The organism is Pseudoalteromonas sp. JC3 (assembly GCF_030291895.1).
Lineage (GTDB): Bacteria > Pseudomonadota > Gammaproteobacteria > Enterobacterales > Alteromonadaceae > Pseudoalteromonas.
Map to the genome: position 1 here is coordinate 1,101,427 of NZ_CP127856.1, position 22,320 is coordinate 1,123,746.

The 22,320-nt window shown below is 44.2% G+C and carries 19 protein-coding genes; 11 read left to right on the plus strand and 8 right to left on the minus strand.

The annotated features are described in order from the left end of the window. Positions 1-502 precede the first annotated feature (502 nt). The 5 genes from QSH61_RS23435 to QSH61_RS23455 all read left to right on the plus strand — a co-directional run bounded on the left by QSH61_RS23435 (position 503) and on the right by QSH61_RS23455 (position 8,858). A complete protein-coding gene (locus tag QSH61_RS23435) occupies positions 503-2,881 on the plus strand; it encodes a heavy metal translocating P-type ATPase (protein WP_174169466.1) in 2,379 nt (792 codons plus the stop codon). Positions 2,882-2,886: 5 nt separating this feature from the next. Continuing rightward, complete coding sequence (gene cueR / locus QSH61_RS23440) at positions 2,887-3,297, plus strand: Cu(I)-responsive transcriptional regulator (RefSeq protein ID WP_206473117.1); 411 nt, start codon at positions 2,887-2,889, stop codon at positions 3,295-3,297. A 168-nt stretch (positions 3,298-3,465) separates the two neighbouring features. Beyond that, positions 3,466-5,340, plus strand: a complete 1,875-nt coding sequence (locus QSH61_RS23445; RefSeq protein ID WP_206473114.1) for a flavin monoamine oxidase family protein — start codon at positions 3,466-3,468, stop codon at positions 5,338-5,340. Then, complete coding sequence (locus QSH61_RS23450) at positions 5,327-7,090, plus strand: alpha-keto acid decarboxylase family protein (protein ID WP_206473112.1); 1,764 nt, start codon at positions 5,327-5,329, stop codon at positions 7,088-7,090. The genes QSH61_RS23445 and QSH61_RS23450 overlap by 14 nt, the downstream gene beginning before the upstream one ends. After that, on the plus strand, positions 7,083-8,858 hold the full coding sequence (locus QSH61_RS23455) for an FAD-dependent oxidoreductase (protein WP_206473110.1): 1,776 nt from the start codon (positions 7,083-7,085) through the stop codon (positions 8,856-8,858). The genes QSH61_RS23450 and QSH61_RS23455 overlap by 8 nt, the downstream gene beginning before the upstream one ends. A 426-nt stretch (positions 8,859-9,284) precedes the next feature. Here QSH61_RS23455 and QSH61_RS23460 read toward each other — a convergent pair whose 3' ends face one another. The 5 genes from QSH61_RS23460 to QSH61_RS23480 all read right to left on the minus strand — a co-directional run bounded on the left by QSH61_RS23460 (position 9,285) and on the right by QSH61_RS23480 (position 12,677). Further along, on the minus strand, positions 9,285-9,842 hold the full coding sequence (locus QSH61_RS23460) for a hypothetical protein (RefSeq protein ID WP_010603642.1): 558 nt from the start codon (positions 9,840-9,842) through the stop codon (positions 9,285-9,287). Positions 9,843-9,895: 53 nt separating this feature from the next. Continuing rightward, complete coding sequence (locus QSH61_RS23465; protein ID WP_174169462.1) at positions 9,896-10,339, minus strand: DUF2000 domain-containing protein; 444 nt, start codon at positions 10,337-10,339, stop codon at positions 9,896-9,898. A 99-nt stretch (positions 10,340-10,438) separates the two neighbouring features. Beyond that, the gene (locus tag QSH61_RS23470; protein ID WP_010603640.1) at positions 10,439-11,452 is read right to left on the minus strand and encodes a DUF5924 family protein; all 1,014 of its coding nucleotides are present in this window, start codon (positions 11,450-11,452) and stop codon (positions 10,439-10,441) included. A gap of 71 nt (positions 11,453-11,523) precedes the next feature. Then, positions 11,524-12,105: an FMN-binding negative transcriptional regulator gene (locus tag QSH61_RS23475; RefSeq protein ID WP_206473109.1), complete on the minus strand. Its 582-nt coding sequence runs from the start codon at positions 12,103-12,105 to the stop codon at positions 11,524-11,526. Then, positions 12,102-12,677, minus strand: a complete 576-nt coding sequence (locus QSH61_RS23480) for a GNAT family N-acetyltransferase (protein WP_010603638.1) — start codon at positions 12,675-12,677, stop codon at positions 12,102-12,104. The genes QSH61_RS23475 and QSH61_RS23480 overlap by 4 nt, the downstream gene beginning before the upstream one ends. Positions 12,678-12,773: 96 nt before the next feature. On the opposite strand from QSH61_RS23480, the gene pdxR reads away from it, so the two are divergent. Genes pdxR through QSH61_RS23495 form a run of 3 tightly spaced genes read left to right on the plus strand, consistent with a single transcriptional unit; the run spans position 12,774 to position 14,963 of the window. Further along, entirely contained in the window at positions 12,774-14,231 is a 1,458-nt protein-coding gene (gene pdxR, locus QSH61_RS23485) for a MocR-like pyridoxine biosynthesis transcription factor PdxR (RefSeq protein ID WP_206473107.1), read from the plus strand. Next, positions 14,224-14,541 (plus strand): RNA-binding protein, encoded by a 318-nt coding sequence (locus tag QSH61_RS23490; protein WP_206473105.1) that lies wholly within the window; start codon positions 14,224-14,226, stop codon positions 14,539-14,541. Before pdxR ends, QSH61_RS23490 begins: the two co-directional genes overlap by 8 nt. 17 nt (positions 14,542-14,558) lie before the next feature. Then, the gene (locus QSH61_RS23495) at positions 14,559-14,963 is read left to right on the plus strand and encodes a lysozyme inhibitor LprI family protein (protein WP_206473103.1); all 405 of its coding nucleotides are present in this window, start codon (positions 14,559-14,561) and stop codon (positions 14,961-14,963) included. A gap of 66 nt (positions 14,964-15,029) precedes the next feature. On the opposite strand, the gene QSH61_RS23500 is transcribed toward QSH61_RS23495, so the two are convergent. The 3 genes from QSH61_RS23500 to QSH61_RS23510 all read right to left on the minus strand — a co-directional run bounded on the left by QSH61_RS23500 (position 15,030) and on the right by QSH61_RS23510 (position 19,315). Continuing rightward, a complete protein-coding gene (locus QSH61_RS23500; protein WP_174169457.1) occupies positions 15,030-15,704 on the minus strand; it encodes a DUF4386 family protein in 675 nt (224 codons plus the stop codon). Positions 15,705-15,973: 269 nt separating this feature from the next. Next, the gene (locus QSH61_RS23505) at positions 15,974-18,259 is read right to left on the minus strand and encodes an InlB B-repeat-containing protein (protein WP_206473101.1); all 2,286 of its coding nucleotides are present in this window, start codon (positions 18,257-18,259) and stop codon (positions 15,974-15,976) included. 168 nt (positions 18,260-18,427) lie between these two features. Next, positions 18,428-19,315: a LysR family transcriptional regulator gene (locus QSH61_RS23510; protein WP_174169455.1), complete on the minus strand. Its 888-nt coding sequence runs from the start codon at positions 19,313-19,315 to the stop codon at positions 18,428-18,430. Positions 19,316-19,416: 101 nt separating this feature from the next. Here QSH61_RS23510 and QSH61_RS23515 point away from each other — a divergent pair, with 101 nt between their 5' ends. The 3 genes from QSH61_RS23515 (at position 19,417) to QSH61_RS23525 (ending at position 21,744) form a co-directional block, all read left to right on the plus strand. After that, the gene (locus tag QSH61_RS23515; RefSeq protein ID WP_286124066.1) at positions 19,417-20,583 is read left to right on the plus strand and encodes an MFS transporter; all 1,167 of its coding nucleotides are present in this window, start codon (positions 19,417-19,419) and stop codon (positions 20,581-20,583) included. Between the two features lie 85 nt (positions 20,584-20,668). After that, on the plus strand, positions 20,669-21,205 hold the full coding sequence (locus QSH61_RS23520; protein ID WP_206473097.1) for a GNAT family N-acetyltransferase: 537 nt from the start codon (positions 20,669-20,671) through the stop codon (positions 21,203-21,205). Positions 21,206-21,279: 74 nt separating this feature from the next. Continuing rightward, a complete protein-coding gene (locus tag QSH61_RS23525) occupies positions 21,280-21,744 on the plus strand; it encodes a GNAT family N-acetyltransferase (RefSeq protein WP_206473095.1) in 465 nt (154 codons plus the stop codon). Positions 21,745-22,320 lie beyond the last annotated feature (576 nt).

Consider the following 22,320-nt stretch of genomic DNA (forward strand, 5'->3'; position numbering starts at 1 on the left):
TCGCAGTTGTATTGGTTTTATCTAATACAAACGGCGTAATTGTTCCGCATTGTCTGCGCTTTGTCAAAGTGTGAATTATTGTGAGTGTTTATTAACGTGAGCTGTATAAAATAAGTGAGAGTGGCAATGAAGGTGGAAGTGAGTGGATAAACCACCTTACTAATGCAAAGTGGTTTGGGTCGATTTGGATTGATAAGTTCTGGGAGTTAGGCAAAGCTTTCGTTGATATAGCCTGCGTCGCCAATAATAGCGATAACGTCGTCTTCTCCTTTGGTGTGTAAATTCGCCGTGTTATCCCTAAAACTTACTGGCTAGGTGAGAAAGAAGTCATTATTTCTCTTAAAGGCAATGAGTTCATCTATTTCTTATCTAAACCTCAGGTTATTTATCTATGAAAACTCTTTTTTCTTCTGTTAGATAAATGAACAATTTTGTTTGACCTTACCATAAGGGTAAGGGTTAGTGTCCAACAATGAGAATGAACGCGTTTGCGGAGATAGAAATGGACAAGGTAATAAAATTTAATGTATCAGGCATGACATGCGCCTCGTGCGTTGGCCGAGTTGAGAAAGCCTTAGAGAAAGTGTCTGGCGTTGTCAGTGCCAGTGTTAACTTAGCCTTGGAAGCGGTGTCTGTTGAGGGCAGTGCGGAAGTGTCGGCGTTGGTCAGTGCGGTAAAAGATGCAGGCTACAAGGTCAATACCAATGAAGTGCAATATCAAGTTAAAGGCATGACTTGCGCGTCTTGTGTGAGCCGAGTGGAAAAGGCGGCGCAAACATTACCGCAGGTAATTAAAGCCGAGGTCAATTTAGCGACTGAAAAGCTAACCTTAACTTTAGTGGCAGAGTTACCGTTCGCTGAAATCGAAGCCAAGCTTAACGACGCCGGTTACACTGTGGTACAGCCACAAGCAGACCCTGATGAGTCAAGCGAACAAGTGGCAGCAATTCCCTTTTATCGCGCTGATTGGTTCCCGGCAGTGGCGTCACTGACGCTCACCTTACCTATGGTGTTACCCATGTTTGCCATGTTGTTTAACCAAAACTGGATGCTCCCGGCGTGGATGCAATGGGCATTGGCCACGCCTGTTCAGTTTTATTTTGGTGCGCGTTTTTATCGTGCCGGATGGGGAGCAATAAAAGCGGGAACGGGGAATATGGATTTGCTGGTGGCCATCGGCACCAGTGCGGCGTATGGCCTGTCGCTGTATTTGTGGTGGACATTCAGCGGTGAGCATGGCGCTCCACATTTATACTTCGAAAGCAGCAGTGCCGTGTTGAGTTTGGTGCTGTTGGGCAAGTATCTTGAACACCGAGCCAAGCGACGTACAACCAGCGCCCTTAAAGCGCTTGAAAGCTTAAGGCCAACATCGGCTATGGTCTGGCGTGATAACAGTTGGCAAGAAGTCCCTGCTGGGGCAGTAAAAAGTGGCGAACGACTATTGATCAAACCTGGTGAGCGTATACCGGTTGACGGCGTTGTAGTTGAAGGTCACTCACAGGTAGATGAAGCGCTTATCAGCGGTGAAAGCGTGCCTGTTTATAAAGCACAAACAGATAAAGTTACTGGTGGTTCGGTGAATCTTGATGGCGTGCTTGAAGTGGATGCAACCAGTGTTGGCGCGGAATCAACTTTGGCAAAAATTATTCGTTTGGTAGAACAAGCACAAGGCGCGAAAGCACCAGTGCAAGCGTTGGTGGATAAAGTGAGTGCGATATTTGTACCAGCGGTATTGGTGATTGCAATCATTACATTTTTTGCATGGGGGCTAAGTACTGGAGATTGGCCAACAGGTATTCTGAATGCGGTGGCGGTTCTTGTTATTGCTTGCCCGTGTGCGCTTGGTTTAGCAACACCTGCCGCGATTATGGCAGGTACAGGCACTGCCGCGCGCTATGGGATCTTAGTAAAGGATGCCGGTGCACTGGAGCAAGCAACTGCCATCGATATGGTGATTTTTGATAAAACGGGCACGCTTACGATGGGCAAACCTGAGCTTAGCAATATGCACACTTTTACGTATCATCAAGACGATGTGTTACAGCTGGCGGCATCGTTACAGCAATACAGCGAACACCCGCTTGCCAAGGCGGTGGTCAATAAAGCACAAGAAAAGCAATTGTCATTACTTCCTGTAAGCGACTTTAAAGTGGTAGCAGGTAGAGGCGTTAAAGCACAATACCAAGATCAAACAGTCTATTTGGGGAGCGGCTTTTGGATGCAAGAGTTAGGCTTAACTTTGCCTGCGCTACCAGAAGAAATACCCGGCGCTTCTTTATCTTGGTTAGTGAGCCAAAATAGTGAACTGAGCTGCGAGTTTTTGGCGCTATTCTACTTTACTGACGAGCTTAAAGCTCATGCCTATACCGCGGTCAAACAGCTTAGGCAGCAAGGGATTAAAGTTGCAATGTTGACTGGAGACAGCCAAAGTAGTGCACAGTACAACGCTAAATTGCTAGAACTGGACGATTATAAAGCGCAAGTTCTGCCAGAGCACAAAGCTGAGTATATTGCTAATGCCCAACAGCAAGGTTACTGTGTGGCAATGGTCGGCGACGGGATCAATGATGCCCCTGCGCTGGCACAGGCTGATCTGGGTATCGCAATGGCAACCGGTACGGAAGTGGCGGTAAGCGCATCGGCAATGACGCTGATGCGTGGCGAGCCAAGCTTAGTGGCATCTGCTTTAGCGATGGCAAAATTAACCTATCGCAAAATCAAGCAAAATCTATTTTGGGCATTTATCTTTAATGTCATTGGCATTCCATTGGCAGCACTGGGTTACCTTAGCCCTATTTTTGCAGGTGCGGCGATGGCGACCAGTAGTTTACTAGTCATTAGCAATGCGTTGTTATTGCAACGTTGGCAACCAAAGGAGTAAACGTCATGGAAAAACTGATCACAATCGGCGAAGCCGCGCAGCGTACAGGACTCTCGGCAAAAATGATCCGCCATTACGAAGCGAGCGGGCTACTAAAGTGCAGCAAAAGAAGTGAAGCAGGCTACCGGCTGTACGATTCACAACAATTACAATTGCTAGGTGTGATAAAGCAAGCACGAAAACTGGGGTTTCCTATTGCGCAGATCCAATCTTTGCTCGATTTGTTACAAAACCCAGATCGTACTAGCCGTGAAGTCAAATCGATAGCGCAGCATCATTTGAATGAGATTGAGCATAAAATCAATGAACTTCAGCAAATGCGTGAGACTTTGAAACAACTGTCGGACAACTGTAATGGTGACGAAAATGCAAACTGTCCAATTTTAGATGGGCTTTGCCAAAATAGCCCAAAGTAGCCGAAGGTTAGAATAAGCAAACGTTAAATAGCCAGTCTTCATCATTGAAGACTGGCTATTTTTGTAGTTGCTGTAATGTCTCTGTAATCTGTTGTAACTCGGTGTAATAGATAAAATCACCACCCTTAAATATGCTTTTAAAGTAATAGCTTAAAGGAGCATATTAAAATGAATAAAGAACTAGATATTGCCATTGTGGGTGGCGGTGTATCAGGTGTCTATAGTGCATGGCGTCTGCAACAAGAGCTTGGTGATACACATCGCATAGGCTTATTTGAGTATAGCGATCGTATCGGTGGTCGTTTGTACAGTCGCACGCTTCCGGGGTTACCCAACGTCGTGGCTGAGCTTGGTGGCATGCGCTTTATTCCTGATGATCATGTGATGGTGAGTACGCTGGTGGATGAGCTAAAGCTCCAAACCAAAGACTTCCCAATGGGCTCAAAGCTGCCGTTATACCCTTCAAATGCAGAAAGCTCCCCTGAAGCAGGTAGTGAAAACAACCTCTTTTACCTGCGCGGACAATATTTTAGATATCGTGATTTCGCCGAGTGTCCAGACAAAATCCCATACAAGCTTGAAGAAACAGAGCGAGGCTATGGGCCGGAAGATCTTCAAGTTAAAGTCATGAACCTCATCTGTCCGGGCTTTGCCGATATGTCTCTTGCAGAGCAGATGAAAGTCAAAGTGTTTGGCAAGGAAATCTGGCGCTTTGGCTTTTGGAACTTGCTTGAGCATGTGTTGAGTAACGAAGCATACCTTTTTATGAAAGAAGCGGGGGGCTACGATGCTAATGTGGCGAATGCCAGTGCGGTTACTCAGTTGCCTGCCACTGAATATAGCGATGATACAGTATTTAAGACCCTCAAAGATGGTTTTCAGGCGTTACCGCTGAAGTTATGTGAAGAGTTTGCAGCGGCACCGGGCTGCCTTGACCGCTGTAAGCGCGTTAATATGTTGCATCGACTTGCAAAAATTGAGCTGCATCATTGTGGCGAGTTTCGTTATGAACTCACCTTTCAACCAACACAAGTGAACAGCAGTGGGAAAGTGGTTGATAAAGATGCTCCAGCGTACAGCGTTAAAGTGAAGCGGCTTATTTTGGCTATGCCAAGGCGCTCGCTTGAGCTGATTGAATCGCCGTTCTTTGACGACCCTTGGTTAAAAGAAAACATTCCGTCTGTGCTTATCCAAAAAGCGATTAAGATGTTTATGGCTTACGAGCAACCTTGGTGGCGCAGTTTGGGCCTTGTTGCTGGTCGCTCTGTCACTGACTTACCAATCCGTCAAACTTATTACATGGGCACGGAATGCGATCAAAAAGAATGCCTTGAATACGAGACCAACGAAAAAGGCGAACGGGTATGTAAAGTAGAGCATACCTATGGTGAGCCTAATACCAACTCGCTGCTAATGGCTTCTTACAATGATATTGGCACTATCCCTTACTGGAAAGGTTTAGAAAAGGGCGAGCATTACCAAGGCTATATGCCAGCCTATGGTGCACAAGGCTATACCGAAAATGAGATAGTACCTAAAAACCAGTATCAAATTACCACTGGGATGGTTGAAGCGGCACATCGCCAAATTCAAGCGTTACATAATCAAAAAGCGCTCCCAATGCCATATTCTGCAATCTACCAAGAGTGGGGGGATGACCCTTATGGCGGTGGCTGGCATGAGTGGAAAGCCAACTATCGTCTCGATGAGATCATGTGCAGAATGCGCCACCCTGTTGCGAGTGAAGAAATCTATATTGTTGGCGAAGCGTACTCCTATGAACAAGGCTGGGTTGAAGGAGCGTTAAATACGGCTGAATCAACATTGGCTGAGTTCTTTGCTTTACCAACACCGAAGTGGTTATCTAAAGACAAAGCACAGTATGAACAGTGGCTTGAGTCACACCACAACTACTTACCAGTAGATTGCCGTAAAGGTGGCTGCTCGTGTCAGCATTCAGCGCAGCAGCCAAATGCCAATTCAGACACGCTAGACGAAGTCACTGAGTTCGCTTATCGAGGTATTAATCATGAGTACCGCTAATTTTACGGTTGCCGACCATTTACTGTGGCGGTTAAAGCAGTTGGGCCTAGATAAGGTATTTCAAGTGCCTGGTGACTATGTGCAAGAGTTTATGACCGCACTGGACAACTTTCCAGGTATTGACGCTGTGGGCGATGTAACCGAACTAGGGGCAGGCTACGCGGCGGATGGATATGCAAGATACCGAGGTATTGGCGCGGTGTCTGTGCAATACGGCGTTGGCACGTTCAGCGTATTAAACGCCATCGCCGGCGCTTATGTCGAGCGTAATCCTGTTGTCGTTATATCGGCAAGCCCATCGGCTGAAAACCGTGTAGATATTGAAGAAACAGGCGTGTTATTTCATCACTCTACCGGCGACTATAGCGCTGATAAAAAGGTGTTTGAAAATGTCACTGTCGCCAGTGAAATTCTTTCGGATCCTGCTTCTGCTCCTGACATTATTGACAATGCGTTACGCCTTGCCATGAGTGAAAAACGGCCTATTTATCTAGAAGCATGGCAAAACGTGTGGGGCGCAGCTTGTGATAAACCAGATGGCCATTTAGTGATCCCAAGACCTGCATCTAATCCTACGATGATGGCAAATTTACTCGATAAAGTAATCAACCGACTCAAAGAAGCTGAGAAGCCATTGGTATTATTAGGTATAGAGATCACGAGGCTCGGCATACAAAGGGAAGTCGAAAACTTGCTCTGTAATCTCAATATTCCGTATACCACGACCACGCTAGCCAAATCAGTATTAAGTGAGGCGCAAGGGCTCGGGAAGGAGCTGTTTGTTGGCACCTATGCGGGTGAAGCGTCATGGCCTGAAACGTTTGACTTTGTTAGCAAACGAGATTGCATTTTAGCGTTGGGGGCAATATTCACTGATGACTACCTGACCATGTTAAAAACGCAAGACAACGAATTGATCCGCGTGAATATGGGCGAAGCAAGAATTGGTAACTGCGAGCGTTTTGGTGGTATCGATTTAGCACAGTTTATTGATGATTTAACGGTGTATATTGAGCATTACCCGATGCAGCATCATGCGCTTTGCTCGTTGCCGGAAAACCCCTACTTGAAAAGTCCCGTACGAGATTGCGATACCATCAGCTACGAAAACTTCTTTTGCACATACCAAAAGCAGTTAGCCCAATGCCAAAAGGTGCGTGACTTCAACCTTATTTTAGGTGAAAGCTCTTCGCTTTATATGGCGGCTCGTTTAACTGGTATTGAAGAAAGTCGCTTTATTAGTGACGCGGCTTGGGGGTCGTTAGGTCATGAAACCGGTTGTTCACTTGGCACAGCTTTGGCTGACAATCGACGTAGTGTTGTGGTTGCAGGCGACGGTGGGTTTATGATGATGTGCCAAACACTGTCTACCATTAGCCATAATAAACTCAATACTGCGGTGTTTGTAATGAGTAACCAAGTGTATGCAATTGAGCAGTCGTTTGTTGATATTTGTGCGTTTACTCCTGCGGGCGCGTTTGCACCATTTGATGATTTGCATCATTGGGACTATAAATCATTAGCGAATGCGTATTCTGTTGAATATTTGAATGTAGAGACCGTCGCGGATCTAAATGAGGTTTTTGCTGCGCTTCATGAAAACCCATGTAAGCCGTACCTCATTAAAGTCAATATTGATAAAAAAGATCTCGCACCGGCGATACAAGATCTCGCCGAAGCCATTACGGGTAACAAAGTGGACGACTGTCCATGTGGAAATAGCACAGCGCAAGGAAACAACAATGCCTAAACAATCCAATAAACCAATCCCTGAATATCAGTTAGAAGAAGCACAAAAGCGTATCGACCGCTATTGGCGCGCGACACAAGGATTTATACTCGCGTTAGAAAGTAAGCATGGCTTTTCTGCAAAGCAGTTGCTTACTTTATTGCCAACGGGGGATACTTCGATGGAGCGCTTTAGAGAATATCAAGCTAAAGCGCTTATCTTTAACACACGATTTCAGTTTTCGCCCTCGGTGATTGTGATGTGTAATAACACCGATGATGTAATGCGCGCCTATCAAGAGGCGATAGCGTTTAACTTACCCATTCGGGTGCGCTCTGGTGGCCATGATCACGAAGGGGAGTGTAGTGGCACAGATGTGGTGCTACTGGATTTAAGCGGTTTAAAAGACTTCTCCATTGAGAAAGAAGGCGATGACTATATTGCTCATATTGGCTCTGGATATCGCTTTTATCAATTAGTTCCAAAGCTTGCGGAATCTGGTTACAAGGATATTCCGCCGTTAACCATTCCGCACGGCACCTGTGCCACGGTTGGGTTAGCTGGGTATATTCAAGGCGGTGGCTGGGGCCCGTGGACGCGAGCAAAAGGGATGTGCTGTGAGTCACTCGTTGGTGCGACTGTTATTTTGCAAGATGGTTCGAGAGTTGAGGTATCTGAGACTGAAAATGAAGATCTCTTATGGGCACTACGCGGAGGCGGGGCGTTAAGTTATGGAATAGTGACGGAGTTTAGAGTCAAAGCTTTTGAGCTACCTGACGAAATCCACCGCTTTGAAATTAACTGGAATAATGAGGCGGTTGGCTCTACAGACTTAGCAACTTGGCAGCTGCTCAGCCGGTGGGAAGATGCGATTAACGATACGGGAAAGGATACCGAGAACTTAGTTGGTACTAACCTAAAAATCAACGCTATCCCAGATGTTAGCGAGTGTGAAAAATCATCTGGTTACGAAAAAACGTTAAAGCACCCAAGCACCATGTATGGTTATTGGCAAGGCTCAGAAAAGGCGCTACTTCAGTTTGCTAAGCAGTATTTTCCCACTGCTAAAGTGCAGGTGACGGGCACGGATACAAAGCAGAATTATAGCGAAGCATTGATGTCTGACTGGTCGCGAAACTCTTTGGCTAATCTCAAAAAACTGGGGTTAAAAGGGACGCTTGCCGCAAGTCTTGATGGCGAACCATTTACACCAGACTTCGACGCCCCAGCGCCACACAAGATCACCTCGAAGCTAGTGCGTGAGTCTGGTCTTACCGAACAAGGCAAGTTGGCGCTATTGCGTTCACTTACATCGCCTTTACTGTTTGCACAAAATGCCCCACTTGGACTATTTAGTTATGTCACTCTAGGTGCCATTGCGGGTAAGTTTTATGCCAATGATACTTGGGATGATGCTAAGGAGCGTGTTGCCTTTCCTTATACTACTGCGCAGTACACCATTCAATACCAAACTTGGTGGAATACCGAGTTAAAATACGACGGCAGTTACGACAGCAAACGCCTTGGTCAAGCAAATCCAGTATACCGTTATGTAAACCGTGCACTTGATTGGATTGAAGTTAGCCGCGACACCACCATAGAAGGGGCATACGGCGCGTTTATCAGCTTTAAAGACGCATCCATCCCGACGCAAACCTACTTCCAAGAGAATTACGAAAAACTCATTGAAATCAAAGAGGAGTATTCGGGTTTCACAGTTAAATTAGACTGTGGTAAAGAGGTTTACGTCAACTTTAATCGCCTAAGAACCCGTAAGACTATTATTTAACAGTGTTAAATGTGAAGAGCAAAAAGCCAGTATCGGCTTTTTGCTTGGTTTCACCTTGAGGTAGGAGATGTTTTACACAGCGACTTTGTTGTTTTTATATTGAATTTTTGGCTGGTGAGATGAGGGGGATTTTTCATCAAAAATTCGTTAGAAAACATAAACTGCTCGGCGAGTGAATCGCCTCCTACAAGCCTATTTACGCTACGTAGCAGGAGCTGTTTTACACAGCGATCTTGTTGTTTTTATATTGAATTTTTGGCTGGTGAAATGAGGAGATTTCTTCAGCGAAAATTCGTTAGAAAACATAAACTGCTCGGCGAGTGAATCGCCTCCTACAAGCATGACTTCACTACAGGGTAGGAGCTGTTTTACACAGCGATTTTGTCGCTTTTATCATGTGCTTTACGCTGCGGCCTTGAAAGCATGTTAAATATCTAACACCACCACTTCCATTTGGTCTTGCGTATCATAAGGCTGGATCTGCATTTTTATTTGGCTCTCAGAAAGCAACTCCAGCTGACCTTCTGCGGCTTTGTATTTGCTGTGAACGACCTTTACTGCATGAATACCAAATCCGATTTCTCGCTCTAAGCGTAAAACTAAACCATATGAGGTGGTGGCTCCGCGGTCGGTTCGGTAAAGCACATAGTTATCGTCATTGACATTCAGTCGATTAAGTTCGGCAAAGGAGTTGTCAACGCCGCTTTGTTTGATCTCGGAATAATCACCAGCGGCAAAGATGAATACGATGAAACTCGGCACTGCTGCTGCCAAAGCGACTAAGAAACCAGACACTTTGAGTAACTTGGTGCGTCGACATAACGACCACAACAACACTGAAGCGGGCAAGATGATGGCCAGTATCATAACGAAAAGGTAATTATGCTGAGGCGCTGCAAATCTTAACTCCCAAGGCAAATTACTCATATTAAGGATGACCAGTAATACAACAATGACCAACGCAATACTTGAAAATCGTTTCATAAATTAAACCTAAACTACAACCAAAGTAAGTGATACCAAAAATAAACCTCAGGTTATTTAAACAAGCTGAATTTCCCTGTAAATTCTTTAAGCTCCGCGCTATCGCCAAACATGCAAATGCCAAAGTACTCTAAGTCTTGCTCTGGTGTTTCAGCGGTGGCGCTTACTTGCTGTTCGGATGTGCCAACAATCATGGTATTTGTAAAGTCGGTAAAGGGGATGTTACGAGCCACAAGCTCTGCTCGCACTTTTCTGATTTTATTACTGTTATCTGCTTTAAGCACAATAAAAGGGTAGTGCGAAATCGAAGGGTGAATGCCGCCATCTTTGTCTCGATACGGTAAAAAGCAGAGCTCATCAGTATTACCAATTTGGTCAATGAGCCCAGCGGTCATATGGCCAAGCGCATTAAAAAGTCGACCAAGTTCAACTTTTTTATTGAGCACAGCAACAAATCGCTTCGAGTTTTCGTCCGGTAAAACGGAAAAATCAGTCATAGACTTCCTTGAATAAGAAAAGAGACGCTTAACCATATCATAATAACACTATCACCGCGCCTAGATTTCGATAATTGATTGTAATTCCTTAAAAATTTCCTAAGGAGATACAGTAAATTTTGTTAGGCCAATCAGTTGTCCTGAACTGGTGACAACGTGCACCTCCCACTTACCTGTTGAGTCGGCGGGAAAGTTGCTCTTATGGCTCCAAGCTCGATAGCCTTCCTCGCGTCCACCGCTAATATTTAAGGGGATTCGGTCAACCACTTGCTTGTTGTGTACCCACACGTGAAAGATCTTTTCGTTTAGTCCCCGTGGTGCTTTTACCGCGCTCCAACTATACAAGCCTTGTTCGTGAAGCGAATGGGTATCGAGGTGCTGGATACTGTTCATTGGCTTTCGTTGCTGCCTATCAACTTCATAAGCCAGCGTAATGTCGGTGAGTCGTAAGGCCGCCGGGGGAACCCAGCTACGTAACTGCCACAAACCAGCGCTAAGTGCACTTAGCAGCAGAGCCAATAAGGGAAAACGCCACCATCTTGCATGTGGCATGACATTACCAAGACTCGGTAGGGTAAGAATAATGGCGGTGACTAGCGCTATTTGTATACTTTGGTCGGTTGTCAGGTGAAGCAAAATAGGTAGCGTAACTGAAATCACAACAAACAAAGCAAAATTGTGGAATACCATAAACAGCACATTGTGCCGGGCTAGCTTTTTGTAATATATCGGGTCCACAACGGAGATAAACGCGCAGAGTGCAATTAAGCAGGTAAACGCGGCCTGTGGATGATTCCATGTTGTGGCAGCCAAGAAAAAAGGCAGTGCGAAGAATAGGCTTTCCTGTTGCACCATTTGTAGGGCAAAGCGCATAAAGTTGGGTGACAACACAATACCAAAACGTTGCTCCACTTGGTCGCGAAGCCAGTTATCAATAATAAGCCACAGCCAACTGGTGAGTAAAAGCAGAGCGATGATCTGTGAAAACGACTCTTTACGTTCAACTAAAATAAAGCTCGCTATACCACTGCAAAAAGCCAGCAGCGCCATTAGGCCGGGCCACTTCTGCATCATCAAAATAAATTTTGTTATTAGGTTTTTGAAATAACGCATTGAAATAGAAATTGCTTGCTGGTCTGTAAGATTCAAGCACTTCAACCATGAATGCAGTATGAGTTTAGTAATTAACACACATAACTAGCTAACATTGGTTTGGATGGCGTTAAATGTGTTTTGATTTTAGCGCGAATGTCACTCGACTGGTTTTGGCTTAACTTAAAAGCGCCATGCATCGTATTGATTTTAATCTTGAAAAAGTTAATGGCGTTAAACAGCGATTGGCGTTGATTAGCAGGCACGCTATCAAGTTGCCAATTACTATTTGAAAACTGCTCAAAATGCATTATCTGCGCTTGCATTGACGCGTATTTTTCATCATCAGTAGCAATAAGTGCGAGCTCACCTTCAACTACCACATTTGCGTACAACCACGTGGGGAGCTTAATGGCAGGGATAACCGTGGGTGAGAGGTAATGATCTTCACAGTGGAAAACTGCTTGAATAACACCACCTGTGTGAAAAATCGGGTTGTCTTTTGTAGCGTGTCCGAGCAAATAAGCATGGTCATCACTTAATGTTAGCGGTACAAAAACCGTCTTTATCTTGCCTTCCTGGATCACCGTCAGCGTGGCCAGCGGGTGTTTTGTGATCACAGAGCTGAGTATGTTTGGATTGCTTTCAATGTAGTAGTTTCTTGGGTAGCTCATAACTTTTCCTCCAACCTCGCTTTCACTTCAGGCCACATCTCATCAGTGATGGCAAATCGTGCTGTATTACGGTAACTTCCGTCGGGCAGGCGTCTATCTTTTAACGACAAGCCTTCAAAATGGGCACCGAGTCGAGCGATGGCATTACGAGACTTATGATTACATTCATGCGTTTGAAATTGCACACGCACCAGTCCAATCGCTTCAAAGGCATATTTGAGCAACAGGTATTTGGCGTGGGTATTAACATGCGTACGTTGAAATTCAGTACCAATAAAAGTATGGCCGATTTCGGCACTTAAGTTGAGTTTATCAAGTCTAAACAAGCGGCTATTACCAGCCAGTTTACCTGAGTCTTTATCTATGATTGCAACAACAAGTTGTTCGCTTTCGTCAAATTGCGCAGAGCCGTAAAACCATTGCTCTATGGTTTTTTGATCGCGACAATAATTATTAAATACCCATTTCCAGATCTCAGTTTTTTTGCCTCGAGCCAATAACTCAGGTAAATGCGCGGCTTCAAGCGGAGTGAGCTTAACGCGATTGGATTCTAGCGTTTGTTTTGAAAGCATCAATTTTCCATTCATTCTGTGTTTTTAATGCTTGCATATTGCGCTGATTTTGGTTGATATAAAACAACCAGATTTAATAATTTAATTAGACCAGACTTGATTTCTATTAGCCCAAAAACACAGTCTCAAGATGCTAAACATAAACGCTTAGCAGATGTTTTACGCAGTGCCATTACTGAAGGTAAGCTCACACCCGGTGACAAACTTCCTTCTGCCCGAAAGCTGGCTGAGTTACATGGTATGAATCGGCACACGGTGATGAATGCGCTACAAAACTTGGTAGCTGAAGGCTGGCTTGTGGTTAAAGAGCGCAGCGGCTATCGAGTCAATACTGAACTACCTATTTTCAGTAGCCAACAGATAGACACAAAAGTGCCTGCTACACCACAAATCGTACCGCAATTTGCTAAAATACTGACCCCAGTAAGCAGCACTAAGCGTACGGCCTACCGCTATAGTTTTGCAGGGGGCTTACCGGACCTTCATGCTTTTCCCTATGATGAGTTTAAGCGGTTTTTGGTAAAGGCGTGCCGCAAAACCAATGTCAGTCATTTTCACTATTCAGACATTGCGGGGTGCGAGTTACTGAAATCCCAAATTCAGGGGTATTTGCGCAGAGCGAGGGGACTGGTATGTGATGATTTACTGATTTGTAATGGCTCCCAAGAAGCGCTCTCATTGGTGGCAAATGCATTTGTTAATCCAGGTGATGGTGTTGCCATCGAAATGCTTGGTTATCCACCTGCGCGACACGCCTTTACCAATGCAGGGGCTGAAGTTTTTGCATTAGCACAAGATGCAGAAGGCATTAAAGTGGAGGCTTTGGCGCGCTGCCTTGAACAAAACAAGGTGAAGCTGTTGTATTTAACTCCTCTACATCAATACCCCACGACAGTGACTTTATCTGTACCGAGGCGCATGGCGATTTATCAGCTGTGCCAGCAGTATGGCGTGTTTATTATTGAAGACGATTACGACCATGAGTTTCATTATCTCTGCCCGCCGTTACAGCCAATGGCGGCAAGTGACCCAAGTGGTATTGTGATTTATATTTCTACTTTCTCAAAAATCATGTTTGCCGGTGCTCGTGTGGGTTATATGAGTGCGCGGGCAGATGTGCTTGCGCAATTGGTGGCACGTAAGCAGCTACTTAATCACAAAAATGATGCCCTTACCCAGTTGGCTGTGGCTGACTGGATGGAAGAGGGAGGGTTTGAGCGCCATTTACGCCGCATGACCAAAGCCTATCAAGGACGCCATCAGGCGATGGCGCAGCATCTAAGCGAGCTTAAAGCCAAGTTAGATATTGACTTTGAAGTGCCACAAGGCGGCATGGCGTATTGGGTAAACAGCAAACGCGACGTCTCGAGATTATCTGAAAAAGCACTTGAAAAAGGGATTTACGTACAATGTGAGCCTGAATTTACTCTCGGTAAGGCTAGTAGTTTAAGTCATATTCGCTTAGGCTTTGCGGCGCAAGAAGTCGAGCAACAGCAAGCGGGGCTGAGTGAGTTATTTGCTTTGGTCGCAGAGCTGGAGAAAAATCATGAATAAGCAACAAGCACTGGCCGAGTTTGTTACATTCGGCCCACACAAAGAACAGGCATTAAATATATTATTGAGCGATAACAGTGCAGTATCGCTCGCTATCAGCAAGGCGATGTTAAGCGTGGTATTAGCAAAATATCTCAGCGGTGAAATTGACGAAGATGACCTCGAAAATTGGGCTGGGTTTGTTGAACTGCGTGACGAGATTGATTGCACCTTGATAGAAGATTACCTCTATGCGTTGAATAATCCAGAGCTGATGGGTGGAATTAACCTCGATTCCATCGGTAATATGTTGAAACTCATTAAAGGTTAAATACAAAAGGAAATATCATGAGATTGATAGCGGCTGCATTGTTTTTATTAAATTGCCAAATCGCGTTGGCGGGAGGAGATGTGTGTGAAAACCCTATCTCAACCATAGACATCAACGAGTGTGCAATGAGCGAGCTTAACGCGAGAACTGAAATACTTGAACGTTACTACCAAAAAAGCCTTGAGCATAATGCCTTTGATGTGCAACTGGTGGAAGCGATTAAAGCCTCGCAGTTGGCGTGGCAAAGCTATCTCGATGCACACTGCGGCGCGGTATATACCCAATGGCGAGAAGGCACTATTCGTGGCGTGATGGCACTCGAGTGTCGTAAGGAATTAGTAAAAACTAGAACCCATACTCTTTGGGCTAACTTTTTGACTTATATGGATAGTACGCCTCCAGTATTACCAGAACCAGAGTAAACGCGTGGTTCTGGCAATAATTTTGCAATTGCCCCTTGGAGATATTATCCAGCTGTGGTTATGCGCCTATGCTGGTGTTTCATCTCTCAATAACATCACACCTAATACGATAAACCATAGGATTTGCCCCAACCCGAAGATAGCAGTGGTCACGTCAAAAAATGGGTTTGCTGAGAAAGAAGAAAGGCCAGAAAACAATGTAAGGATTCCTGCAATACTGACCAACAACCCCCAATAATGCAACAGTGGACTAAAAACGTTATGTTTAATGCCAACATAGCTAACCGCTAGTACCCATATTGCACCGACCAACTCGATACCACCGCCAAGCGCATCTACCACTATCGAGATGGTGCGATTAACCGTTAGGGCAAGTGCTGGATCGATCTCATAAAATTTTGCAATTGCTGCAATGCTGGTTAAAAAAACCATGGTACTTGCAAGTACAATTGCGGCCCATATATAACCCACTATGCTAGCAAATTTCATCAGCTCAGGAGAGGCTTTACTCAAGCGCTGCTGCATGGCTTGTACCAATACGATAAGCGTGAAGCTGAAAATAATCCCAATGACAATATAGCCGAGGAAAAAGGTGTCGCGATTTTGGATGAAAAAATCTAGGTAAAGCGCTGGGGTATTATGTCCACTGGAGTCCAATACTCCAAAAAATAATACAAAGCCAAACAAATAAGTTGCCGCTTCTGTGAGTGCAGCGACTCCTCCCCATTTTTGTAATGACATGGCTACTCCAAAAACTTGATTATTATTGTTGTGCTCAGTTTAGCAACATATGGAGAGTCAGCGCCAAAACAGGGGGGATTATTTGTAACAATAGTTTATCGGTGTGGGTGTTTTAGGAACAACGCTATCCGCATTACTATTTCGCATCATAATCACAGTACAGGCTGCAGGTGGAGCCATTGAGATGCCAGACATGGGTTCTCATGCAATCTGGTGAAGGTAAACAGCATAGCGAAGCGTCGCTATGCTGTTGAAATGAGGTATGCAGGTTATGCAGGTGTTCTGCGTCTAACAAAAGCCAACAGCGTGCTTAGCATCGCTAGTAAAAAGCCGAACGCACCACCGGAACTACCTTTATCTTCCTTATCGGTAGTCGTTGGATTAGAACTCGCTTTATACTGCGCTTTAACAACTAGTTCACTGGTGACGTTGTCAAAAGTAGTATCCCACCCAGTAAATGCGTAGCCATTTCGTTTTGGCTCTAGAGGCGGTGTTGCTGCTTGCCCATGAGAGATTTCCACGGCCTTGATGACTGTACCATTCCAATCTACGAACTTAACTTGATACATATTAATTTCAAATTGTGCAGTAATGATAAGGTCTTGCTCCACTTTGCTAAAATCTCCATTCCATCCAGAGAATGTGAAACCTTCTCTGGGCGGAACTTGAGGAGCATTCGCGGAAGTACTTTCTTCAATAGTTTGAGTAGCAAGCACGCCACCATCCCAATTCTTAAACACGACATTAAACAGTTTTGGTTCGTAGCTTGTTACTTGAAACGCGGTTTTGTTGTCTGTGTAGTCTAATTCAGGGAATTCTGACGAGAAGCGGACGGTTGGCGTAAATACGCCTACTTCGCTGGGCGTTACATTAAACGAGACTTGAACTGATTTAATGTCAGCGCCATTGCTAAAACTACATATGTGACGGTTACTTAACGCTTCACAGCTAGTAGTATATTCGTTATCTACTGACTCGAAATCAAGCTTTAATGCGGCTTCAGAATCTAGGTAAAGATGAAATTGACTAGGTAAACTGGGTAGTGTGTTTTCAGTTATTTCTAACGTAACTGGGATGCTAGACCCCATTTTTACCTGCTTGGCTCCCGTTATATCCCTAACAGAAATTTTATTGATCTGTTCTTCATCAACAAAGATATAAGGCGTAGCGCCTAACGTTGTTAACTCTCGCGCTTTAGCACCTTGGCTATATATTCCCGCAGAGTCTATTTGAGTACTAGCGTCTAATTGCCAAACACCTTGACCTTGTTGCAAGTCATCGTTGCTGAAACTCAAACCTTTAGTACCAACAAACTCATTTTGACTATTGCCTTGTTGCCATTGCTCTATAGTGAAAAGCTTATCTTCCGCGTCAGAACCTTCTGGTGCTCTGAGAGCATAATAACCTTTGGCCATCCCCGATAGATCCGACGCTGTGACTGTTAACGTTATGTTTTGCTCACCATTCGCTGATGCCAGTTGATTAGATGAAAAAGCGATATGGTTGATTCTGGGTGGTACTAGATCTAGTTCCGTTTCATTTTTTACAGTGATGACAGAAGGTAAGCCTAGTGTATTAAAGTGTCCTCGGTTGTAAACTCCCATATTTCCGTTGCTATCAGTGAGCATCGCAGAGGCAACAAACCACTCACCTGGCAACGCCTTATCTGTAAAGGTAAACGAATAATTTGAGCGATACACCCCTTCGACGTCGGTTTCTAGCCAATCAGATGACTCAGCCTGTTTTATAGCAAGTGATTTATACTGGCTAGGTGGTGAAACCCTAATTACGCCTTTAGACATAGTCGACTGGTCGTAAGCTTCTACGGTTACGTTAACCGTCTTATCGCCTGTATTTACATCAACTTCAGTGCCTGAAATCACAATAGATTTGATCTCAGGATTAACTCCTTCAGAGACCTTATCATTTGAGACGACGATGTATGGGTTAAAGCCGGCGGCTTCAATTTCACTCTCGCGAAGCCAAAAACGAACCGCGTTATTTACGTCAGTTACGTGGCCTAAGGTTAAAAACCATTTACCATTGATGTCGGCATCAGTGAAAGTAAAACTGACTTTACTTTCATACACACCAGTCTCATCGATTTTCTGCCAATTAGAAGCTACTGCTGATTTGTTGCCACCCCAACTAAAGCCTGTTGGTGGTGATAAATAAACACGTGCGGATTTTACACCGCTTTCATCGTAAAATCTCAAGGTAATATCTACGGTTTTGTCACCGTCGTTGACATTAACTGAGTTTGAGGTCAAGTGGATTGCTCTTAGCTCAGGTGGGGTTCGTTCAGTTTCATTTGTAGTTTGTTGGTGTTGCTGGCAATGGGTATTGAGCACTTCTAACATAGTCTCAGCGGGCAATAAACTGTCACTTACGCCACTGGCAGCATTTGCCATCAGTAATTCAATTTTTGTATCACAACCTATTTGTGGATCGGTGATGGTATCTAAACTGAGCGGTTGGCTTGCTTGTGCATTCATTGCAGCTAGCCCAGAGACTAGTGTTGCCAGTGTGGTTTTCGTGAAGAGATTAAAACTCATTGTTAGTCCTTTAAAGTTATAGTATGTGGCTCTATTTTTAGCGAAATACTCTGTTAGCACGGTTTAGTACTACAAAGTTGAGTAAATATCCTAAATTAGCATGTGGCTCTAAATCTTTAGAGAATTTTTTGTACTTGAATTGTGAACAAATGTGAAAGCCATTCTTCTCTACTCTGTTGCTTTAAGGTGCTTTTTAAGGTGATCAATAAAAAGTTGAGTTTTATAGGGGGTGTAGTTTGCCTTCGGATAATACGCCCACAATTGTTTTGTTTCTGATTTCACTTCAGGTAAAACAGGTGTGAGCAAACCTTGGTCAAGCTCTCTTTTCACATAGCTAGGAGAAATAAACACCAGCCCCAAACCTTGCACGGCCGCAGTCAGCATTGCGTCTAACTGATCAGAGACGAAGTTGTAATTGTCAAATTGGAAGGTGTCTCCATTTTCAAGAATAATCCCACCTAGCTTATGGTAGTAACTGCTTAACAACATTTTATGTTGGCGGAGATCATCCAGAGATTCGATTGGGTTATGCTGTTTGAGATAGTGAGGAGCACCAAAGATTTGCATTTGGTAGTCAATGAGCCGGCTGCCTTTGTGAGAGGCTGAGTCAAACGCTTCATAGTAGCGTGTGATCACTAAATCGTGATTAAGATCTGGGTGTGCGCCAGGGGCGATGACATTAAGATGAATTTTTAGCTTGGGATATTTAGCTAAAAATGAGGCGATATTTGGCATCAAGATGGTGCTGCCTACCGCGAGAGTTGATGCGATTTTCAAGCTACCTGATGGCGCTTGATTCAGCGTTTGTCCGTGATCAGTTAAACATTCAAACTGCGCAAGCCATATTGAAGCTTTCGGCAAAAAGTGCTCCCCAGCCTCAGTGAGATTGACTTGGCGAGTAGTGCGAATAAATAGCGTTAAGCCTAGTTGTTGTTCTAGCCAGTCAATTCGTTTGCTCACTGCAGACGCTGAAACACCTTCTTCATCTGCGGCCCGGGTAAAACTGCCAAACTCTACAACTTTGCTAAAGCTCCGTACTCCGGTTAACCAATCCATTAATTTTTTCCTGATGGGAATAAGTGTTTTTATTATTACCTTGTTTTTTGGATATTAAAAGCTCGGTAAAATTACCCTCTATTAAGTTAAGAGGAGCTGACGTGTTTCAAGTGGTGTTTTTAGCTGTTTTGCTGATGTCTTGCTCTCAGATCGCAAGCCAAATCTACATCCCTGTTTTACCTACTATCACGGATTCCTTACAGCTTACGCCTAGTCAAGGACAAGCGGCAGTAATTAGCTATTTCACTACACTAGGAGCTGCGCAACTGCTGGTTGGGCCGCTACGAGATAAGTTTGGCGATAGGCCTTTATTTTTTAGTGGGCTGGGTATTTTACTGTTAGGTACGGTTTTTTGCTCAATAGCATCTAGCGCCGAGGTATTTTTTATCGGTCGAGTGTTGCAAGGCATTGGTGCTGCATCGCCGGTGTTAATTGGCAGAACGCTTCTTGCTGCAAGATTATCAGGTGCAGAACTTAAAAGCGCGATGGCGACACTGGCAATGTCGGTGAGTGTGACTGCTATTTGTAGTCCATTCTTGGCTGGGGTGTTATCTGGCTGGGTAGGGTGGCAGGGGATGTCATGGTTTGCATTCGCATACTATGTTTTGATTTTGGTGTATGGCTATAGAATTATGCAGCAGAGCAGTAAAACTACTTTGTCGTTACGGCCAAACGCGCTCTTTTATGAATATCAAAGTCTATTGCTAAACCGATCATTTATTTCCCTCGCGTCGCTCAAATGGTTACCTACTTTTTTGTATCTTACCATTCAGTTGTATCTGCCGTTTTTACTGGCAAGGCAGTTTGGCTTGGAATCCAAAGCAATAGGTCAGGCGATGATGATCCCCATGTTTGGCTTACTCATAGGGTCAATATTAACTAAGGTATTGCAACGTAAGCGCTCCTATTTAGATATTGTAATTTGGACTTGGCCTGCATTAGTTGTCAGCGTGTTATTGCTGCTATTTGCAAGTGGTAGTGCGCTTGCTGTTCTGCTCGCTTATGCTGCGATTATGTTTGTATTTGGCGCGTATTTTCCAAGTTATATGCATCTCATTGGGGTTTTACATCCAGAAAAGGCAGGAACAGCGAATGCGCTGGTAGGGGCGGTTGAGCTGCTATTTTTTTCTTGCGTGGCATGGGTAGTCAATACGTGGTTACTGAGTGGTGTAGAGTCTCTTGCGGTACTCGTTTTTGGCTGTGCACTGTTACTGTTTTTAACCTGGCGGCATTTATGCACTGTTTTTATGCCGGTTTGTAAAGAGTAATAAAATGCAGGGCTGCTTGCTACTACGGGGCGTTTATTTATGAGACTGGTGATTATGTGTGGTCTGCGAGTGAGGAAAAATACCAATGCAGTTTGAAACCGAACGTTTGTCCATGAGACGTATGACAATGGACGACCTTGATGCAGTTTATAGCCATCGGAAAAATCCAAATACGTCAAAATATATTGGTGCGCCTGCCACGTTCGAGTCGGCAAAAGAGCGGCTAGTTCAAGCATGCCAGCCTTGGAAAGGTGGGGTCGATGAGCGTTTGATCCTTGCGATCGTTAAAAAGCCACAAGCTCAACTTATTGGTGAACTCGTTTTTAAATATGTAGATGCAGGAAAACGGGTCGGTGAGATTGGCTTCCGATTAGCTGAGGCCGAAATTGGCAAGGGTTATGGGGAAGAAGCCGCAACAGCACTAATAAAGGAGGCTTTTCAAAGTCTCTCTGTAGATACCATTCAGGCCATATGCGCTGTAGGCAATCAACAATCGCAGGGGTTGATGCTGAAGCTAGGGATGAAACGCAAAAACCGTCTAAATGCCTTTTTGGATATAGGCGGTGAAAAGCATGATGTCTATATCTATCAATTAACTAAGGCCTGTTATCTGGAATTGTAAAGGGAACAAAATACAGTTACTGTAAAAGTGGTTGATAATCCTTTGTCAGTATTATGTTTATTTGAGGAATTAAAATGGAATTTAAACTTTTAGCGCATCACAAAGCATTCATCCCAACCATTGCCAAGTGGTATTTTGATGAGTGGGGAAGCATTGTTGAGGAGGCCTCTGTAGAGCGTTTTGAGCATAAGCTTTTAGACTACCTTAACGACTCTAGTATTCCTTGTGTAATCGTCGCGCTGGGTGGCGACACAATCGCAGGAGTCGTGCAGCTTAAATTTCATGAAATGAGTATCTACACAGATAAAGAGCACTGGATTGGTGGCGTTTATGTGGATAAGCCCTATCGTGGAAATAAACTAGCGTCACGCTTAGTCAAAGAAGCAGAGCGATTAGCCTCAATATTTGGTGTTACCACGTTATATTTACAAACAGAGCATCCAGAAGGTGGACTCTATCGAAAACTCGGCTGGCAACCGCTCGAAAACGTCAATTACCGAGGCGTAGATGTCGTGGTGATGAGTAAAACAATAGTTTAGTTAAACAAGCTAGATTATAAGCTCAGGTATAAGGCTTTGAGGCATTAACGCAAGCACCAAGGTGATAGTTTCTTATAAAATAATGAAGCGATTAGCTTAAAGTGAATAATATTAACCAGAACTGTTAGATTTGAAAGCTGGGGCTTAATCAAACCTGACCGGTTCCAGCGTGAAAGTGTCATTCAGACAGAGTGACTCAAGCATTCTGAGCAAATTAGCACCATTTTAAACAGCCGATATTCGGTGGTGCCCGCGCAAACCTGCAACTGAATTTTCCCATTTTTTAACAGTTTTTTATGTATACAAGTGCCTTACTTGACCAAATAAAGTTAATAAAGTAATTACTACAAACAACAGTTGGTGGACTAAATAAAAGCGTTTTATGGCATTTAAATGAACACTTGAAAATATAAATAGCCCGTAAATAAGCACCACAGCAAGCATAGCTAAAACAAGAACCAAAGCCACTAATTTTGTAACAAATGGATTTAGTAATTTAAAAAACTAGGGCCAGCTAATGCAATAAACATAGTGAGAATCGTAGTCTCAAAAAGGGCTTCAAATTTTACTTTTGAC

Excerpts from the sequence above, each read along its gene's own strand:
- QSH61_RS23435 (WP_174169466.1), top strand. The coding sequence starts at position 503 with ATGGACAAGGTAATAAAATTTAATGTATCAGGCATGACATGCGCCTCG.
- cueR (WP_206473117.1), top strand. The coding sequence starts at position 2,887 with ATGGAAAAACTGATCACAATCGGCGAAGCCGCGCAGCGTACAGGACTC.
- QSH61_RS23445 (WP_206473114.1), top strand. The coding sequence starts at position 3,466 with ATGAATAAAGAACTAGATATTGCCATTGTGGGTGGCGGTGTATCAGGT.
- QSH61_RS23450 (WP_206473112.1), top strand. The coding sequence starts at position 5,327 with ATGAGTACCGCTAATTTTACGGTTGCCGACCATTTACTGTGGCGGTTA.
- QSH61_RS23455 (WP_206473110.1), top strand. The coding sequence starts at position 7,083 with ATGCCTAAACAATCCAATAAACCAATCCCTGAATATCAGTTAGAAGAA.
- QSH61_RS23460 (WP_010603642.1), bottom strand. The coding sequence starts at position 9,842 with ATGAAACGATTTTCAAGTATTGCGTTGGTCATTGTTGTATTACTGGTC.
- QSH61_RS23465 (WP_174169462.1), bottom strand. The coding sequence starts at position 10,339 with ATGACTGATTTTTCCGTTTTACCGGACGAAAACTCGAAGCGATTTGTT.
- QSH61_RS23470 (WP_010603640.1), bottom strand. The coding sequence starts at position 11,452 with ATGCGTTATTTCAAAAACCTAATAACAAAATTTATTTTGATGATGCAG.
- QSH61_RS23475 (WP_206473109.1), bottom strand. The coding sequence starts at position 12,105 with ATGAGCTACCCAAGAAACTACTACATTGAAAGCAATCCAAACATACTC.
- QSH61_RS23480 (WP_010603638.1), bottom strand. The coding sequence starts at position 12,677 with ATGCTTTCAAAACAAACGCTAGAATCCAATCGCGTTAAGCTCACTCCG.
- QSH61_RS23490 (WP_206473105.1), top strand. The coding sequence starts at position 14,224 with ATGAATAAGCAACAAGCACTGGCCGAGTTTGTTACATTCGGCCCACAC.
- QSH61_RS23495 (WP_206473103.1), top strand. The coding sequence starts at position 14,559 with ATGAGATTGATAGCGGCTGCATTGTTTTTATTAAATTGCCAAATCGCG.
- QSH61_RS23500 (WP_174169457.1), bottom strand. The coding sequence starts at position 15,704 with ATGTCATTACAAAAATGGGGAGGAGTCGCTGCACTCACAGAAGCGGCA.
- QSH61_RS23505 (WP_206473101.1), bottom strand. The coding sequence starts at position 18,259 with ATGAGTTTTAATCTCTTCACGAAAACCACACTGGCAACACTAGTCTCT.
- QSH61_RS23510 (WP_174169455.1), bottom strand. The coding sequence starts at position 19,315 with ATGGATTGGTTAACCGGAGTACGGAGCTTTAGCAAAGTTGTAGAGTTT.
- QSH61_RS23520 (WP_206473097.1), top strand. The coding sequence starts at position 20,669 with ATGCAGTTTGAAACCGAACGTTTGTCCATGAGACGTATGACAATGGAC.
- QSH61_RS23525 (WP_206473095.1), top strand. The coding sequence starts at position 21,280 with ATGGAATTTAAACTTTTAGCGCATCACAAAGCATTCATCCCAACCATT.